At 55.5% G+C, this 16,077-nt stretch carries 15 protein-coding genes; 10 read left to right on the top strand and 5 right to left on the bottom strand.

Features of this window, described 5'->3' with window-relative positions; translation table 11 throughout:
- Positions 1-85 precede the first annotated feature (85 nt).
- A protein-coding gene (locus ACP15L_RS22035; RefSeq protein WP_425084199.1) for an IS3 family transposase occupies positions 86-1,437 on the top strand; the annotation gives its coding sequence in 2 pieces (ribosomal slippage) (positions 86-422 and positions 422-1,437; 1,353 coding nt in all).
- 492 nt (positions 1,438-1,929) lie between these two features.
- Here ACP15L_RS22035 and ACP15L_RS22030 read toward each other — a convergent pair.
- From ACP15L_RS22030 to ACP15L_RS22015, 4 genes are all read right to left on the bottom strand, one after another.
- Positions 1,930-2,883: a BMP family protein gene (locus ACP15L_RS22030; RefSeq protein WP_425085787.1), complete on the bottom strand. Its 954-nt coding sequence runs from the start codon at positions 2,881-2,883 to the stop codon at positions 1,930-1,932.
- Between the two features lie 89 nt (positions 2,884-2,972).
- On the bottom strand, positions 2,973-3,905 hold the full coding sequence (locus ACP15L_RS22025; RefSeq protein ID WP_425085786.1) for an ABC transporter permease: 933 nt from the start codon (positions 3,903-3,905) through the stop codon (positions 2,973-2,975).
- A 3-nt stretch (positions 3,906-3,908) separates the two neighbouring features.
- On the bottom strand, positions 3,909-4,994 hold the full coding sequence (locus tag ACP15L_RS22020) for an ABC transporter permease (RefSeq protein WP_425085785.1): 1,086 nt from the start codon (positions 4,992-4,994) through the stop codon (positions 3,909-3,911).
- Positions 4,991-6,520: an ABC transporter ATP-binding protein gene (locus ACP15L_RS22015; protein ID WP_425085784.1), complete on the bottom strand. Its 1,530-nt coding sequence runs from the start codon at positions 6,518-6,520 to the stop codon at positions 4,991-4,993. The genes ACP15L_RS22020 and ACP15L_RS22015 overlap by 4 nt, the downstream gene beginning before the upstream one ends.
- A 163-nt stretch (positions 6,521-6,683) precedes the next feature.
- Between ACP15L_RS22015 and gcvA the strand changes: the two genes are divergently transcribed.
- The 8 genes from gcvA (at position 6,684) to ACP15L_RS21975 (ending at position 14,636) form a co-directional block, all read left to right on the top strand.
- On the top strand, positions 6,684-7,610 hold the full coding sequence (gcvA, locus tag ACP15L_RS22010) for a transcriptional regulator GcvA (protein ID WP_425085783.1): 927 nt from the start codon (positions 6,684-6,686) through the stop codon (positions 7,608-7,610).
- 97 nt (positions 7,611-7,707) lie between these two features.
- Positions 7,708-8,391 carry a DUF1989 domain-containing protein gene (locus ACP15L_RS22005; RefSeq protein ID WP_425085782.1) on the top strand — a complete coding sequence of 228 codons (684 nt, stop codon included), beginning with the start codon at positions 7,708-7,710 and terminating at the stop codon, positions 8,389-8,391.
- Positions 8,381-9,892, top strand: coding sequence for an amidohydrolase family protein (locus tag ACP15L_RS22000; RefSeq protein ID WP_425085781.1), 1,512 nt, complete (start codon positions 8,381-8,383; stop codon positions 9,890-9,892). Before ACP15L_RS22005 ends, ACP15L_RS22000 begins: the two co-directional genes overlap by 11 nt.
- Before the next feature lie 15 nt (positions 9,893-9,907).
- A complete protein-coding gene (locus tag ACP15L_RS21995) occupies positions 9,908-10,795 on the top strand; it encodes a polysaccharide deacetylase family protein (RefSeq protein ID WP_170662900.1) in 888 nt (295 codons plus the stop codon).
- The gene (locus ACP15L_RS21990) at positions 10,792-12,063 is read left to right on the top strand and encodes an amidase family protein (protein ID WP_425085780.1); all 1,272 of its coding nucleotides are present in this window, start codon (positions 10,792-10,794) and stop codon (positions 12,061-12,063) included. Before ACP15L_RS21995 ends, ACP15L_RS21990 begins: the two co-directional genes overlap by 4 nt.
- A 95-nt stretch (positions 12,064-12,158) precedes the next feature.
- A complete protein-coding gene (locus ACP15L_RS21985; RefSeq protein ID WP_425085779.1) occupies positions 12,159-12,818 on the top strand; it encodes an FMN-dependent NADH-azoreductase in 660 nt (219 codons plus the stop codon).
- Between the two features lie 270 nt (positions 12,819-13,088).
- Positions 13,089-14,435, top strand: a complete 1,347-nt coding sequence (locus tag ACP15L_RS21980; protein WP_425085778.1) for a dihydrolipoyl dehydrogenase family protein — start codon at positions 13,089-13,091, stop codon at positions 14,433-14,435.
- Between the two features lie 42 nt (positions 14,436-14,477).
- On the top strand, positions 14,478-14,636 hold the full coding sequence (locus tag ACP15L_RS21975) for a hypothetical protein (RefSeq protein WP_425085777.1): 159 nt from the start codon (positions 14,478-14,480) through the stop codon (positions 14,634-14,636).
- Between the two features lie 91 nt (positions 14,637-14,727).
- Here the strand turns inward: ACP15L_RS21975 and ACP15L_RS21970 are convergent, their stop codons facing one another.
- Positions 14,728-15,648, bottom strand: coding sequence for an SMP-30/gluconolactonase/LRE family protein (locus tag ACP15L_RS21970; protein ID WP_425085776.1), 921 nt, complete (start codon positions 15,646-15,648; stop codon positions 14,728-14,730).
- A 126-nt stretch (positions 15,649-15,774) separates the two neighbouring features.
- Between ACP15L_RS21970 and ACP15L_RS21965 the strand changes: the two genes are divergently transcribed.
- Positions 15,775-16,056, top strand: a complete 282-nt coding sequence (locus ACP15L_RS21965; RefSeq protein WP_425085775.1) for a winged helix-turn-helix transcriptional regulator — start codon at positions 15,775-15,777, stop codon at positions 16,054-16,056.
- Positions 16,057-16,077 lie beyond the last annotated feature (21 nt).

Below are 16,077 nucleotides of genomic sequence, written 5' to 3'. Positions count from 1 at the left end.
TGTCTGACGTCAGCGCCAATGGGACAGTTTAGGTCGATTTGATAAGAGAGGGTTTCTGGCTCATCGTAACCGCCAAGGAGTGGAGATGAGAAAGAAACCCGGAACCAAGCAGAGCCACGGTGAGAAGGTCGTAAAGGACATTCGCCGTGCGACCCGCAAACAGTATTCCGCAGAAGAGAAGATCAGGATCGTGCTGGACGGCCTAAAAGGCGAGGACAGCATTGCAGAGCTGTGCCGTCGTGAGGTCATCGCGCAGAGCCTTTATTACAGCTGGTCCAAGGAATTTCTGGAGGCCGGCAAGAAACGTCTGGCAGGCGACACGGCCCGCGCGGCAACTTCCACCGAAGTGAAGGATCTGAGACGGGAAGCCCGTGATCTGAAGGAGGTGGTTGCCGAACAGGCTCTTGAACTGCGGTTGCTCAAAAAAAGCATGATCGCGGATGGGGACGACGACGCATGAGATATCCCGCATCCGAAAAACTGGAAGTCATCCGCTTGGTTGAGCAATCGCATCTGCCGACCAAGCGCACTTTGGAGAAGCTGGGCATTCCGAAGACCACCTTCTATCGCTGGTACGACCGATATCTCGTCGGCGGCCCCGAGGCGCTTGAAGATCGTAGACCCACGCCGTCACGGGTCTGGAACCGCATTCCCACGCCAGTGCGCGAGAAGATCAAGGATCTGGCTCTGAAGGAAAGTGAGCTTTCCCCGCGTGAATTGGCTGTTCGCTTCACTGACACAGAAAAGTACTTTGTGTCAGAGGCTTCGGTCTACCGCATCCTCAAGTCTTACGATCTGATCACCAGCCCAGCCTATGTGGTTTTGTCAGCCGCAGACGAGTTCCAGGACAAGACAACACGACCGAACCAACTCTGGCAGACCGATTTTACCTATCTCAAGGTGATCGGCTGGGGCTGGTTCTATCTCAGCACGATCCTGGACGATTACAGCCGCTACATCATCGCCTGGAAGCTTTGCACGACGATGAAGACCGAGGATGTGACCGACACACTGGACCTCGCCCTGCACGCCTCAGGCTGTGATCAGGCAACGGTGCTGCACAAGCCACGTCTGCTCAGCGACAACGGGTCCAGTTACATCTCTGGTGAGCTTGCCGAATGGCTGGAAGATCAGAAAATGGATCATGTTCGAGGGGCACCATACCATCCGCAAACTCAGGGAAAGATCGAGCGCTGGCACCAGACGCTCAAGAACCGCATCCTGTTGGAAAACTACTATCTGCCCGGTGATCTCACGCAGCAGATTGACGCCTTCGTCGAGCACTACAATCACCGGCGTTATCACGAGAGCCTGCAAAACCTCACGCCCGCTGATGTCTACTTCGGACGCGGGCAGACCATTCTAAAACAACGAGAAAGGATCAAACGAAAGACTATCGAAACCCGGCGCTTGCTTCACCGCAAAACCGCCGCATAATCAATCTAACCAGATGAGACAGATACTCTCTTAGATCACGCCGCCATCCGTCCCAAAACCCCTGACAACGGACACAGGCGGTTTTTGCCTGTAAGTCATAACGCTGTCCCGACAGAGCCTCGCTGAACTCCCAAGTTTCCATCGCTAGTCGTCAGAACACCGCGGTCCAATATCGCAGTGCGGAGAAAGACCGCATTGAGCTCAGTTCGACCGATGCCGCAATGCGCAGGAATGTCTGGTCACAGATTTTGCAAGGACGATGTTGATTAAGCGTTTTGCATGGTTGGATCTTAGGCAGTCTTGGAATTGTACATTTTCGGGCATTGCAGAGCTAAAAACCATCAATACGCAGCACAGAGATTCCGACGAAACCGGGGGAAACACAATCCCACGCGGTACAAGCGAAAGGCTTCAATCATTGATTTCTCTTACAAAAAAATGCCCCCAGACTTGGAGGCGAGAATAAAAGGAGGAGCGATTATTGGGGACGCGTTATTGTGGAATTACAACCAATGTGCCTGACTTCATGGCGTCGATCAGTTTGTTGACTTCATCCACAACGTCCACCGGGACATCTGGGTGGAAGGACCCGATCCGCATGGCCAGTTCATTGCCCATATCCGCCCGGTAGAGTGCACCTTCCAGTTTTCCAGCAGCTGCCAGTTCCAGGTAGGACCGCATGTTGCCTCGGACATCCAAAATAGCGGACTGGAGGATTTCCGGCCATTCGTTGATCGCATCACGATAGATGCCGATGCCATAGACGCCTTTTTCCTGAACGGCTTGCATGGAGCCCAGCGTCGCACTATCCATTGTCGGCCAGACGACATCGGCGCCTTGGGAAATTTGGTTCAAGGCAGCTTCTTTGCCCTTGGCGATGTCATCCCAGTCGCCGGTCCAGGTAACCAGAACTCTGACGTCCGGATTGGCCGCTATGGCGCCCGCTTTGTAGCCAGCAACCGTGTCGGTCGTAAACTTGAACTGCTGCGCTGCTATGATGCCGATGGTGCCTGTGTCTGACATGGAGCCTGCAACGTAGCCCATCAGATAAGCTATTTGGCTGAAATAGAAATCCGCGTTGGCAATGTTGTCTTTGGTGCCCAGTCCGTTGTTCACCATGAACATGGTTTCCGGGAAGCGTGCGGCGACACGTTCCACGGCGTCCTGGAATTCTCCGCCGTGACCGATCACAAGGTCATACCCCCGACGTGCGTAGTCGCTCAGGACTTCGATTTGTTCGGGCTGATGCACGCTTTCGGAAAAAGCAGCTTCAAAGCCGAGCGCTTCACCCGCCTCGGTGAGGCCTTCGAATCCAGCTTGGTTCCAGCCATTGTCAGAAATCGATCCGGGCATAACGATCGCGGCGCGTTCGATCGCGTCAGCAGCCGCAGGCCCTGCCAACATCAGTGTCGCAAGCCCCGCCAATAGTTTGGACTTCAATTGCATTGTTGTTCTCCCATTTTGGATATGTGTTGTTAGGGTGACGGGAGGATCGCGACGTGAAAAACGATGGTTTCTCACGTCACGGCTGAGATTTATCGATGCTCTCGGTCGTAGGGCAATCCGACGCTTGCAGGTGCGCTGGCCTTGGCGGCGAGGACCACGAGTGCGATGAGCGATGCCAGGTAAGGCAAGATCAAGAAGAGCTGATAGGGAATCTCTGGCGAGGTGAATTGCAGTTTGAACTGCACTGCATCACAGAAGCCGAAGAAAAGCGCCGCGCAGATCGCGCCGATGGGCGACCAACGTCCTAAGATGATCGCCGCAAGCGCAATGAAGCCCTTGCCCGCGCTCATGCCTTCTGCGAACACATAGACTTGCGACAAGACCAGATGCACTCCGGCCAGCGCCGCGAGAGAACCACTGACTGCAATTGCGAGATATTGCATGCGAAAGACAGGAACCCCGGCCAAGTCCGCGGCCTTCGGGTTTTCGCCAACGGCGCGCAGGTCCAGACCCTTGTGGGATTTCATCAGCCAGAACCAGGCTGCTATTGCCAATCCGATCAATAGGTAGAACAGCGGATCTTGGGAAAAAAGGGACGGGCCAACGACCGGCAGATCTGACAGGAAGGGAATATCGATCTGCGAGAACCCGTTTACCCGCGCCCCTCCGGCCTGAGCTCCGAATATCTGACGGGACAGAAAAGCTGTGAGTCCGGCCAGCAGCAGGTTGAGCGCGATACCGCCAACCAACTGGTTGATGCGCAACCGGATCGACATATACCCAAGCAGCAGGCCAGAGATCAGGCCGCAAATGATCCCGCATCCGAGCCCGATCACGGCGGAGCCCGTCGCGAAAGAACCAGCAGCAGCGCCAAGCGCTCCGGCGAGGATCTGACCTTCGAGGCCGATGTTGTATAGCCCGCCACGTTCCGCGATCACCCCGCCAAGGGCAGCAAAAGCAATTGGCGTACCCAATCGGGCGGTTCCGGCAAGGACGTCGCCCAGCAAAACAAGATCAATCATAGCTTATGCCTCTTTCTTTTGGCGTTGTGTTTGGCGGCGCAGCCGCAGGTTTTTTGCCAGGAGTTTCAGAATGGATTTTGACCTAGTTCGCGGTGTCACGAGGGCGGCAGCGACAAAAACCACTACGAGCCCCTCGACCACTTCGATGACAGAACTGTCGACCCCGACGGCACGTTGCATCGTTCCCGCCCCGGAAGAGAGCCCGGCAAGGAACAGCGCGGTCAAAGGCGCGACAATTGGATTGAGAGCCGCAAGGAAGGCGACGACAATCCCGTCATAGCCGTAGCCATCGCTGAACAGGTGGAACAGGCGGTACTTCAACCCGATCACCTCGATTGCGCCGGCCATACCGGCAAGGCTGCCGCCAATCAACATGGCGCGAATGATGGTCTTTTTTTGGTCCACACCGGCATAGGCCGCAGCGCGCGCATTGCGCCCCACAAGGTCCAGTTGGAAACCCGATGGCGTGAAGCGCAGCCAGAAATACAAGATGATCGTCATGCCCAGCCCGAATACAAAGCCCGCATGGGTATCAGATTGGGGCATCAGAATAGGCAGGCGATAGGCTTCTGAGACTTCCTCCGAATAAGGATATGGCGCGCCTTCAGCCAATAGCGGCCCAGCCACGGCATAGCTGACGATGTGGATCGCAATGAAGTTCATCAGCAGCGTGACGATGACCTCATTCGTGTCCCGATAGGCTTTGAGATACGCAGGAATTGCCGCCCAGAACGCCCCGCCGGCGGCGGCGGCGATAAATATCAGCGGCACGCCCAATAGACCGGGCAGATCGGGGATCGCCAAAGCAAAGACGGCACCGAACAACCCACCAATATAGATCTGCCCCTCGCCACCGATGTTGAACACACCGGCGCGCATCGGAATGATCACGGCCAGCCCGGCCAGAAGCATCGGCGAGGCTTTGACCAAAGTATTGGAGAAACCCCAGTAATTCAGGAAGGATTCCAGAAACAGAATCTTATAGGCCTCAAACGGGTTGTGCCCGTCGAGCAGGATCAGCACGCCGCCAACGCTCAGCGCTAAAAGTAAAGCAATCGCAATCCGGCTTTGCATGGTGAATCTGTTCATTGTACCTCCTCCGGCGCTGCGGTCATCAAGAGCCCGATGTCTTGAAGAGTTGTGTTTTCTGGATCGACAACACCCGTGATCCGACCAAAAGCCATCACGACGACGCGGTCAGAGATGTCGAGCACATGCTCAAGTTCAGTGGAGATATAGAGAACGCCCACGCCGCTTTGGGCGACAGCACGGATCTGGTTCTGAACAAATTCCGTTGCGCCGACATCAAGCCCTTTTGTCGGCTGTACGACGACCAAGAGATTGCGCGCCCGGGCCACTTCACGGGCCAGAACGATTTTTTGCTGATTGCCGCCGGACAAAGCTGAGGCATTCAATTTCGGGTCTGGGGGCCTAATGTCAAAGGCCGCGACCACGTCGCACGTGATCTCGTGCATCGCGCGCCGGGAAATCAGACCGCCAGACATGAACCTGTCTTCGCCAATGGATCGAAAGGCCATATTTTCTTCGACACTGAGCGACAGGACCAACCCTTCGGCATGGCGGTCCTCGGGCACAAAGCCTATCCCATCTGCAATGCGCGAAGCGATGGAGGCGCTTGATATCTCCGTGTCATTAAGGTGGATGGCGCCGCTGGTTTGTCTTTTGAGGCCGGTGATCACCTCGCTCAACTCCGTCTGGCCATTGCCGTCGATCCCGGCGATTCCGAGAATTTCGCCAGCCTTCACGGAGAGGGACACATCCTGCAGGATTTCCGCGCCGCCTGGATCGATCAGGCAGACATCAGATACAACCAGAGCGTTCGGTGCTGAGCTGGTGTCGTTGCGCGCCTTTTGGGCCTCGGGTGTCTCGACCGTTTCGTAGGTCGACTTTTCTCCCATCATAAGCGCTGACATCTGGGCCATGGGCGTGGTTGCAACCGGAAGAACTCCCTCGACACGCCCATGGCGCATTATCATGACGCGATCGGCAATTTCGCGGATTTCATCGAGCTTGTGACTGATGAAAAAGACGAGGCAGCCGTTGGCGACCAGCTTGCGCACCCCCTTGAGAAACGGAGCGACTTCAGTCGGGGCAAGTACGCTGGTGGGTTCATCCAGGATCAGGATCGATACATCGCGAAACAGCGCCTTAAGGATTTCCACCCTTTGCTTCATGCCCGCAGGCATTTCCGTGACGCAGATGTCGAAATCGACGTTAAAGTCAAAGTCGCTGCAAAGCTGCCGAATGCGCGCCCGCGCTTCGGCACCCCTCTTTGTGCTGGGCAAGCCGATGAGAATGTTCTCTTCGGCAGTCATTGCGCCGACCAGGCTGAAATGCTGGTGGATCATGCCGATCCCATGCTCAATTGCTTTTGCTGGGCTGGTCACCGAAACAGGTGTTCCGCCCAGTTTGATTTCGCCGTTATCGGGCTGATACAGACCGATCAAAACGCTTGCGAACGTGGTTTTCCCCGCTCCGTTCTCGCCCAAAATCGCAATGCACTCGCCCTTCGATGCCAGCAGATTGACGTTGTGCAATGCACGAACGGCGCCAAACGACTTGTCGATGCCGGTGACTTTCAAAAATGGATCCAAGACAACCTCCCAACTTTCACGCAAATTCAAGAGAGAATGCCCTGTCTTCTCAAATTAGATGTTTTCACCTCACAGCTGAGAATTTTGCCCACATATGAACTGGCAATCCGGTTAGAGTGGAGTGACGAAATAGCATCGCATCAGGAGAGCAAAACCGCGCGTCATGGCGAAGATACCGTCGTTGAAAAGCATTCAGGCCTTCGAAGCAGCCTGCCGGCATCTGAGTTTCAAGGATGCCGCCGATGAATTATGCGTCACTCCGACTGCCGTTTCCCATCAGATCAAATCGCTGGAGGATCAACTTGGGGTGCCCCTATTTCACCGGCTGACCCGCGCCTTGAAACTGACGGAGGATGGGGCCAACTACGCGCCCCACATCATTGAGGCCTTCAAGAACATCGAAGCCGCCTCGCTCGCGCTGGAGGAAGACGACCTTGCGGGCACATTGACAATCTCAACCACCGGGTCATTTGCCGCCAACTGGCTTAGCCCGCGACTGCGAGCCTTTTACGAGAAATACCCGGAGATTTCGGTAAGGGTTCTGTCAAGCGATCAGCTGGTGGATTTCAAGTCCAGCGATGTGGATGTGGCCATCCGGTATGGCTTTGGCGATTATCCTGACAGCAATGTGGCATGGGTCTTGAATGACTGGGTGGCACCTGTCTGCAGCGTGGAAAAGGCGAAGTCACTGAGTTCCGCCGAAGATCTTCTGAAGTCTCGTCTGATCGAATACCAATGGAGCGGGTTTTCTGATGCGGATCCGAGTTGGGAGCGCTGGATGGACGAGGCTGGCTTGCAGACTGGTGATGTCGAGCCCTATGTCACCTATTCCGAGGAACATATCTGCTTGCTGACGGCAAGCGATGGTCATGGTGTGGCCCTGGTCAGCCTTTTGGCCGCCGCGCGTTTTCTGGAACGTAATATGCTGGTCGCCCCCTTTGACACGGCATTGAAGAACAAGAGCTATTTTCTCGTCTGCCCGGAGACTTACGCCAATCGTGCACGCGTTCGTGTGTTCCGGGAATGGCTATTGGACCAAGCAGATGAGTTTCGCGACAGCGCCGTCGGTCAAAGGTTTTTTGAAGATTAGCGCATCCGCAACGATCTAATCCGTCGCTTGAATTTTTGTCATTTCTAAATTGCCGAGAAGCATGCGTTTCTGAACCCCTAATCAGGAGTTATTGCGCATGCAAAGTTTTGACCCTTCCCAACCCGATGGTTTCAATCAAACACTGGACAGCACAGTCTCTGCCGACGGCGTCCCGGTCATTGCAGTACGGTATACAGTGCCAGCACGTTGCGGTGTCGCAGTACGTTTGACAGCCGGGCAGACTTTGAACATCACCAATCCGACCGGCTGGCAAGTCTGCGATTTCTGGGCGTTCAATGCGGCGGAGCTGCATGAATACTTGTCTATGCCGCATGTGCATACAGATCTTCTGTCTGTTTTCCCAAAGATCGGTGACAGGTTGGTCAGCAATCTTCGCAATCCTCTTCTGACGCTGACCCAAGACACATCGCCGGGTGTTCATGACACAACAATCGCCGCTTGCGATGCCAGCCGGTACAAGCAATTGGGCGTCACTGACTACCACGACAATTGCGCCGACAACTTGAGGCAGGCATTGCTTGCTATCGGGAAAAAAGCACCACATGTGCCAGCGCCCTTCAATCTATGGATGAACGTACCAGTTCACCCTGATGGCAGCCTCGCCTGGGCTGCGCCAGTGTCAAAGCCGGGGGATAGCATAACCTTCAAAGCTGAGATGCCAGTCTACGCCGTGATGTCGGCCTGCCCGCAAGATATCACTCCAGTCAACGGGGACGAAGGCGAGCCGAGCGCGCTGGAATTTGTTGTTCATGACGGATGATGGCGGCGACATATTTTCTGCCCGCTGGATCATCGAAGATGCTTTTCACAGTCACAACGATTTCGCTCTTTATGTTCTGGACGGTAGAATAGGTGGCCTAGCACCTCTGGCCGTATTGAAGTCACGTTATCCCAGCGCAAGGGTGCACTCGGACACAAACACGGCGATCCTGCCCGGGTTTGTGAATGCTCATCACCATTGTTATGGGGTGAACCTGATCAACCAAGGGATACGGGATGACCTGTTAGAGCCTTGGATTTTCGCCTCCGCTGGCGCAGCCGACATTGCGCCGCGCCTCGCCACCGAATACGCGGCAATGCGCTTGCTGAAGAATGGGGTGACGGCTGTTGTGGATGCTGGCACCGCGGGTCAGACTGCGGCCATTGCCGAAGCGAAGATAAGGGACAAAATCGCCGTATATAATGGGCTTGGCCTGTCCTGTGCCATCGCGCCGGGCGAGAGATGGCACAACCAGCTTGTGCATCCATATGGGCAAAGCCAGTCGTTTCTGACCACCTTGCCCGAGGTTCTGCGATGCAAACTGCAACGCCAACACGTTGCGCGTACACGTATTGCACCGCAAAGCTTTGTGCGGCTTCTGTCCCGGATGCATGGCGAATACGCGGCATCTGAATGCGCTGATGTGTGGTTTGGCCCCACGGCACCGCATTGGACGGGCCGAGAGATCCTTCGCGACATTGCCACGGAGGTTCGCGAAAGCGGCCAGCGCATTCACACCCATGCCGAGGAGTCTCGGCTGCAACACCTGTCGGCTACAGCCTGGAGTTTTCAGGGTGCCATCGCAGAATTGGGCAAAGCTGGCCTGTTCACTGACGGCTTGTCCTTGGCGCATATGGTTTGGGCGGACGAAAAAGATCTGGCGCGAGTGGCCGAGGTGCGCGCGCATATCGTTTGCAATCCCAGCTCCAATTTGCGGTTGCGTTCCGGCATCGCACCCGCGCCATTGATGAAGCGGATGGGCATCAACCTTGCACTGGGGATGGATGGGACCAGTCTGGCAGGCGATGACGATATGTTCGCCGAAATGCGTCTGGCGCAAAGCCTTTATTGGTCAAGTGATCGGGCAAACCCGAGCCTGACCGCGAAGGATGTTTTCGACATGGCCACTTTGGGTGGCGCGCGTTTGATGGGAATGGATCACTGCATCGGAAGCCTGTCCGTAGGCAAACGCGCTGACTTTTTGATCCTGCGCCTGGACCGTCTTGAAGGTCCCTGGTTGGACCCCGGCATTGATCCGGTTGAGCTGTTGGTCAGCTCGGCAAAATCCACGGACATCCAGAGCGTTTTCACCGGCGGACAACTGGCCGTTTCGCACGGCGAGGCCCAAAAAGGCGACGAAAAGATAATTCTTCAAAACATCACCGACGGCATGCAGCGCGCCGCGGATCAAAGGCTGAGCGCCAGTGACTATGCCGCCGTCAAATCCGCATTGCAGCGCTGGTATGACGATTGGTTAACGAACAACGCCCTGCAATTGTGACAGAGGAGCAAAACCATGCAGAAGAAGATAATCTGGCCAAACGGCGCGCGATGCGCCTGTGCGATCACCTTTGATATAGATGCGGACAGCCTTATCCATATCGCAAAGCCGGTCGACGGGCATGATCGCCTGTATCCGATCTCCATGGGGCGCTACGGGCCGACGGTTGCCATTCCTCGGATTCTAGAAACCTACAAACGTCTCGGGCTGAAACAGTCCTTCTTCGCCCCCGGATGGGTCGTAGAGCAATATCCGGATGCTATGCAAGCCATCCTGAAAGATGGTCATGAAATCGGCCATCATGGCTATTTGCACGAAGACCCGACAAACCACAGCGCGTCTGAACAGGCCTATTGGTTTGAACGCGCGCTGGAGTCGCACAAGCGGGTTCTGGGCAATGTGCCAAAAGGCTATCGCGCACCGGTTTACAATGTGACGCAAGCCGTCATCGACCTGCTGAACAAGCATGAATTCGACTACGACAGTTCGCTGATGGCGGATGATGTGCCATATCTCATGCGATCCGGCGGGCGGACTTTGGTCGAACTTCCATCGCATTGGGGGACCGACGACTGGCCGCAATTCGCCCACTACGAGGAGATTGGTTACATGATGCCCGTCGCTGGGCCACGGGCCGGGCTGACCCCATTTTGGGAGGAATTCGAAGCCCAATACGAAGAAGGTGGCTTCTGGATCGGCATCTGGCATCCCTTCCTGACCGGGCGTTTGGCGCGGTGGCGGCAGGTGGAAGACTGGATGGAAACCATCTTGAACAGGGGTGACGTCTGGTTCGCCACTCTCGGAGAGATCGCGCAGCACGTGCGCGCGCAATATGAAGCAGACCGGCAAAGCGTACGGGTTGAAGAACTGCCCTATTACAAGGCTCCGGTCCTGACGACATGAATATCCTTCAACGCGCGCGCGACTTCCTGGATTCGCTCGACGCGCATCGCGAGGTATTCCTTAGCGTTGCGCCAGATAGACTATTGCAGGATGCCCGAGCTGCCGCCGCGCGGCGGGCAGCAGGGAGGCTGCTTGGCCCGTTGGACGGCCAGTTTCTTGCAGTGAAGGCCAATATCGACGTGCAAGGGCTCCGAAGCCATGCAGGATCTTTGGCCATCGATCCTCAACCAGCAGACAATGACGCCCCAATCCTGGCCGGGCTACGTTCTGCGGGCGCGGTCATTATGGGTCATGTGAACATGTCGGAGTTCGCCTTCTCGGGGCTCGGAGTTAATCCGCATTTCGGCACCCCTCTGAATGCGTTGGATAGCACACTGGTGCCCGGAGGGTCCTCGAGCGGATCGGCGTCAGCCGTTGCCTTGGGCTTGGCCGACATCGCATTGGGCACAGATACCTCCGGCTCCGTGCGCATTCCGGCCGCCTGTCAGGGCCTAGTGGGGTTTCGCCCAACTATGGGCCGCTATGAAAGCGCCGGGATTTTACCACTGGCGCCTTCTTTGGATACGCCAGGCTCACTCGCTTTTAACGTCAGTCAGATTTGCGCTGTAGATCGCGTTTTGTCGGATTGCAAAGAAACCGGGCACGCCTGCCGTCATATTCTGTGCCTGAGGGAAGACGCCCTGGTGGGATTTACCCCGGAAATCAGGGCTATGTACGAACAGGCCCAGCAGCATTTGTCCGAGCATGGCATCAATTTGGAAAGGGTTGATATCCGTAGTTTCACTCGTGTCACGGAGATCTTCCAAACCTATGGAACGCTGGTGAGCGCCGAAGCCTTTCGTCTTTTGCCAAGTTTGGTCGGAGACCAGCAGGCCAGACTGGACCCAAATGTGCAGGATCGCCTTGCTCAGGCGGCTTCAATCATTGGCACAGATCTGCAAGCATTGCTGGAAATCCGGCGGGCCCTCATCCTGGACTTTGGCAGGGAACTGGCTGGGAAGATGCTGCTTTATCCGACATTGCCGTCGTACCCGCCGTCTGTTCTGGCTGTGACCCGCTATAAAGGGGTCTTTGCACGGGAAAACGCCCTTATCCTGTCGGTATCGATGAAAGCCGCTTTCCTCAATGCCCCAACAATTTCCGTTCCATTTGGGGACCGGAGACCGGGGGTCAGCCTATCCTTGAGCGGCGGCGCAAACAGGGACGCGGATGTACTTGCGACGGGGTCTTACCTGGAGAAGATTTTTTCAGCGACTAGAGATGGCTGAGGTCAGTTCATTCTATTCAGAATTCTCTTCATTTGTACCTGCGCATCGCAGGCTTCACCTTTGAATGGTTCATTGCAAACTGACTAGGTGACAAGATGACCACAATCCTGAGAATTGACGCCAGCGTACGCCGCACCGACAACCCCGTTTCGGCTTATAACTCCATTTCCCGCGCTTTGGCGGACAGTTTCGTAGAAGAATGGAAAACGGTTGATCCGGACGTCGAAATTATTCTGCGTGACGTCGGAATGGCACCACCAGATTTCATTTCCAACGATTGGATCGCGTCTGTCTTTACAGCAGAAGAAGAACGCACTCCTGAACAGAGCGCTTTGGTCAGCTTGTCTGACACGCTGATTGACGAACTCGACCGCTCCGACATCCTGCTGATTTCGACGCCCATGTACAACTATGGCATGCCCGCAGCCCTGAAGGCTTGGTTTGATCAGATCATCCGGATCAACAAGACATTTACGTTTGATTTGGCGCGCGGCGACTTCCCTCTGGAACCGATCATGTCCGGAAAAACACTGGTGTTGCTGACATCGGCTGGCGAATTCGGCTTTGAGAACGGTGGGATTCGCGATGACTCGGGTCACCTTTCTGCGCATATCAGCACATTGCGCAAGTACCTGGGCGCAGAACGTATGTTCGAAGCTGCGGCCGAGTATCAGGAATTTGCCGATGAGCGTCACAAAGCTTCGGTTGCCTCAGCTCAGGCCCAGGCACGTCATATTGCGCGTGAGCTTGCCTAACCGTTAGCAGACCGGCGACAGGCGATGTCTATGGCCACTAATACAATTCCCGGGGACGCTTCACCGGAGCGTTGCTTGCTCGACTGATCGAAAAACCTGACGCGCATTGCTTTTTGTGCGTACCAGTCAGTTTCATGGGCGACGTGCAGGCTGACCTTGAAAGCCAAGGCGTTCCCGCCGAGCAGATCCACACCGAAAATTTCGGTTCCGCCGTGTGATCTCTATAGACGAAGATCTGCAATCGGAAATTAGAACGAGAGGAGTAACAATATGCGCGAGTCATATGATGTGATCATTATTGGTGGGGGCAATGCAGGGTTCGGTGTTTCCTCCGTGGCACATGAAGCCGGAAAATCCATTGCCTTTATCGAAGCGCGCGATTTTGGCGGGACCTGCCCCAATCGCGGCTGCACGCCAAAAAAGGTTCTGGTGGCGGCCGCCCATGCAATGCACCAGATCGAACAAGCCCCCATCCATGGGATCGAAGTCAGCAAACCAAAGCTCAATTGGACGAAACTGATCGTCCGAGAGAAAGACCTAATTGGTTTCATCCCTGAAGCCATGCAGGGGTTGGCCGAAAAACGCGGTGATGTCTTTCGAGGCATCGCGCGTTTTGTCGGGCGGAACGAGGTTGAGGTCGACGGTCACGTTATACATGGCAAGGACATCGTGATCGCAACAGGATCGAAGCCAAGGCCTCTGCCTATTCCCGGCACCGAGCACATGATCACGTCCGACGAAGTTCTTTCCGATGCGACATTGCCGAAAGAAGTTGTCTTCATTGGCGGCGGCGTCATTGCCATGGAGTTCAGTCATGTCTACGCGCGAGCCGGAGTGCAGGTGACAATTCTTGAGGCGTTGCCACAGTTGCTGCCACGTATGGACAGTGACGCCGTATCGGCTCTGCAAGCGGAAACCGAACGCCTGGGCGTAGCGGTCAAAACCGGAGTATCGGTGACGGCAATCGAGAAGACTGCCGACGGGTTGCGCGTTGAATTCGAACATGACGGCAGAAACCAGAGTCTTTTAGCCGAGCGGGTCGTCAACGGCGCAGGCCGCGTCGCCAATATCGACGGGCTTAACCTCGATGCCGCCGGTGTCGGGCATGACGGACTTCGCATTCTGATCGACGATACGATGCGGTCCACCTCCAACTCTTCAGTCTGGGTTGCGGGCGATGCTATCACCAGCTCTGCTCAACTTTCCCCCATCGCAACGTATGAGGGTCAGATTGTCGGCCACAACATCGTGCATGGACCAACTAAAAGGCCGGATTACAGCGTGATCCCCAGCGCCGTCTACACCGTTCCAGCGCTCAGCACCGTGGGCCTGAGTGAAGCCGAAGCGCGGGAAAAAGGTCTCGATGTCTCAGTTACGGTTTCTGATATGTCCGGTTGGTTTTCCACCAAGACCTATGCGGAAACGGCAGCCTGGTCCAAGGTTTTAGTCGACAAGAGTACCGATCAAGTCTTGGGTGCTCATATCCTGGGCCATCACGGTGACGAACTGATTCATCTCTTTGCGATGGCCATGCGTCACGGCATCTCTGCCAGCGATCTCAAGTCCTCGCTATATGCGTTTCCGACTTTCGCTGCGGATATAAAATCCTTGATTTAGAGCAGCTTGATACAAGCGGATCCTTGCCAAAGGAGAGCCGCCATGAACGACAAAGTTTGTCTGATTGCAGGTGTCGATGACGGAACCGGAGCATCGGTTGCCCGCCAGTTTGCACGGGACGGATACCGTATTGCCTTGCTGGTCCAGAACGCAGTTAAGTCGATTTCATCAGCCATGAACGCCCGCGCGTCGATTACCTGAAAGCCGAAGGTATTGGTAACTCTCAATTGTGCGCCTTGGACAAGACGAAACGTGCGGCCCGTTAAGGCCTTCAGCATAGTAGCCTCTGCCATCAGAACAGCAAAGCGCCGGTTGTTGGCAGGAGGACCGCATATACGCTTGTGGAGGCGGTAATGAACAGGCGATTGCGTTTCGGTCCGCCAAAGCAAACATTCGAGACCTCTTCTGGGACGAAAATCTTGCCCAGCAGCGTGCCATCCGGGTGGTAACAATGAACGCCGTCCTTTGCGCTCGTCCAGATACGGCCTTGGGTATCGAGCCGAAATCCGTCAAAGACGCCTTCTTCGCATTCAGCAAAGACATCCCCGCCAGAGAGCTTGCCGTCTGCACTAACGGAGAACGCGCGGATGTGATGCTCTCCGCTTGCGTAACGCGTGCCACCACTGTCAGCGATATACAGCGTTTGTTCGTCTAGCGAAAACGCAAGTCCATTCGGACAGGCGAAGTCAGTAGTCACTTGTGTGACATCGCCGGTGGCCGGATCGAGACGATAGACATGTTCACCGTCAAGCTCTGGGGCTGCCTGAAACCCTTCGTAGTCAGACTCTATCCCATAGGCCGGGTCACTGAACCAGATCGTGTCATCTGATCGGACCACAACATCGTTGGGGCTGTTGAACCGTTTTCCCTCGAAATGACTGGCCAGAGTCGTAACCGACCCATCATGCTCAATCCGGGTGACACTGCGCGTCCCATGCTCGCATGCCACGATCCGCCCTTGCCGGTCGAGCGTTGAGCCATTCGTGTAGCATCCGAGGCCTGAGCGGATGTCTCCGACTGCTCCGGTTAGTTCGTCCCAGCGGAGCCGTCGATCATTAGGGATGTCGCTCCAAATCAGGCATCTGAACGCCGGAGAATACACCGGTCCTTCTGTCCATCTACCGCCTGTCCAGATTTGATCGATCGGCTCATCCAGTTTGATGCTGCGTTTGAACCGAACATCACGGATTTCGTAAGTGTCTGTCTTGATCATTGGCAATACCGGCTGGGGTTGCTACAAATTGCATAGCAATATAGGTTGCTACAGAAAGTATAGCAAGTGACTAAGATACCGATACCAGGTCAGCCTGTTCGTGGTTCAAAAGGCGGCGCGCCCATTATGGCTCTGTTCGACCTGCTTGGACGGCACTGGGCTATGGGAGTCCTTTGGACGTTGAACGAGGCTGGCCCATGCACATTCCGAAAGCTGCAAGAAGAGTGCGAAACAATCTCACCTGCGGCACTCAACACCCGACTGAAAGAGCTTCAAGCGGCGGGATTTGTTCATCGTGTTGCCGAAGGATATGCGTCGACTGATCTGGGAAAACACCTCTATGATCATCTCTGTCCGCTCGGAGACTTCAGTAAGAAATGGGCGAAACACTTACATGCTCGGGAATAGGTGAGCGGACGTTCAGAATCT

The organism is Ruegeria profundi (assembly GCF_049800715.1).
Lineage (GTDB): Bacteria > Pseudomonadota > Alphaproteobacteria > Rhodobacterales > Rhodobacteraceae > Ruegeria > Ruegeria profundi_A.
This window is presented reverse-complemented; position numbering and strand designations above follow the sequence as displayed.

What these genes read in the sequence shown, in the direction of transcription:
- ACP15L_RS22020 (WP_425085785.1), bottom strand. Translation starts at nt 4,994, where the DNA reads ATGAACAGATTCACCATGCAAAGCCGGATTGCGATTGCTTTACTTTTA.
- ACP15L_RS22025 (WP_425085786.1), bottom strand. Translation starts at nt 3,905, where the DNA reads ATGATTGATCTTGTTTTGCTGGGCGACGTCCTTGCCGGAACCGCCCGA.
- ACP15L_RS21970 (WP_425085776.1), bottom strand. Translation starts at nt 15,648, where the DNA reads ATGATCAAGACAGACACTTACGAAATCCGTGATGTTCGGTTCAAACGC.
- gcvA (WP_425085783.1), top strand. Translation starts at nt 6,684, where the DNA reads ATGGCGAAGATACCGTCGTTGAAAAGCATTCAGGCCTTCGAAGCAGCC.
- ACP15L_RS22000 (WP_425085781.1), top strand. Translation starts at nt 8,381, where the DNA reads ATGACGGATGATGGCGGCGACATATTTTCTGCCCGCTGGATCATCGAA.
- ACP15L_RS21975 (WP_425085777.1), top strand. Translation starts at nt 14,478, where the DNA reads ATGAACGACAAAGTTTGTCTGATTGCAGGTGTCGATGACGGAACCGGA.
- ACP15L_RS21985 (WP_425085779.1), top strand. Translation starts at nt 12,159, where the DNA reads ATGACCACAATCCTGAGAATTGACGCCAGCGTACGCCGCACCGACAAC.
- ACP15L_RS21965 (WP_425085775.1), top strand. Translation starts at nt 15,775, where the DNA reads ATGGCTCTGTTCGACCTGCTTGGACGGCACTGGGCTATGGGAGTCCTT.
- ACP15L_RS21990 (WP_425085780.1), top strand. Translation starts at nt 10,792, where the DNA reads ATGAATATCCTTCAACGCGCGCGCGACTTCCTGGATTCGCTCGACGCG.
- ACP15L_RS22030 (WP_425085787.1), bottom strand. Translation starts at nt 2,883, where the DNA reads ATGCAATTGAAGTCCAAACTATTGGCGGGGCTTGCGACACTGATGTTG.
- ACP15L_RS22005 (WP_425085782.1), top strand. Translation starts at nt 7,708, where the DNA reads ATGCAAAGTTTTGACCCTTCCCAACCCGATGGTTTCAATCAAACACTG.
- ACP15L_RS21995 (WP_170662900.1), top strand. Translation starts at nt 9,908, where the DNA reads ATGCAGAAGAAGATAATCTGGCCAAACGGCGCGCGATGCGCCTGTGCG.
- ACP15L_RS21980 (WP_425085778.1), top strand. Translation starts at nt 13,089, where the DNA reads ATGCGCGAGTCATATGATGTGATCATTATTGGTGGGGGCAATGCAGGG.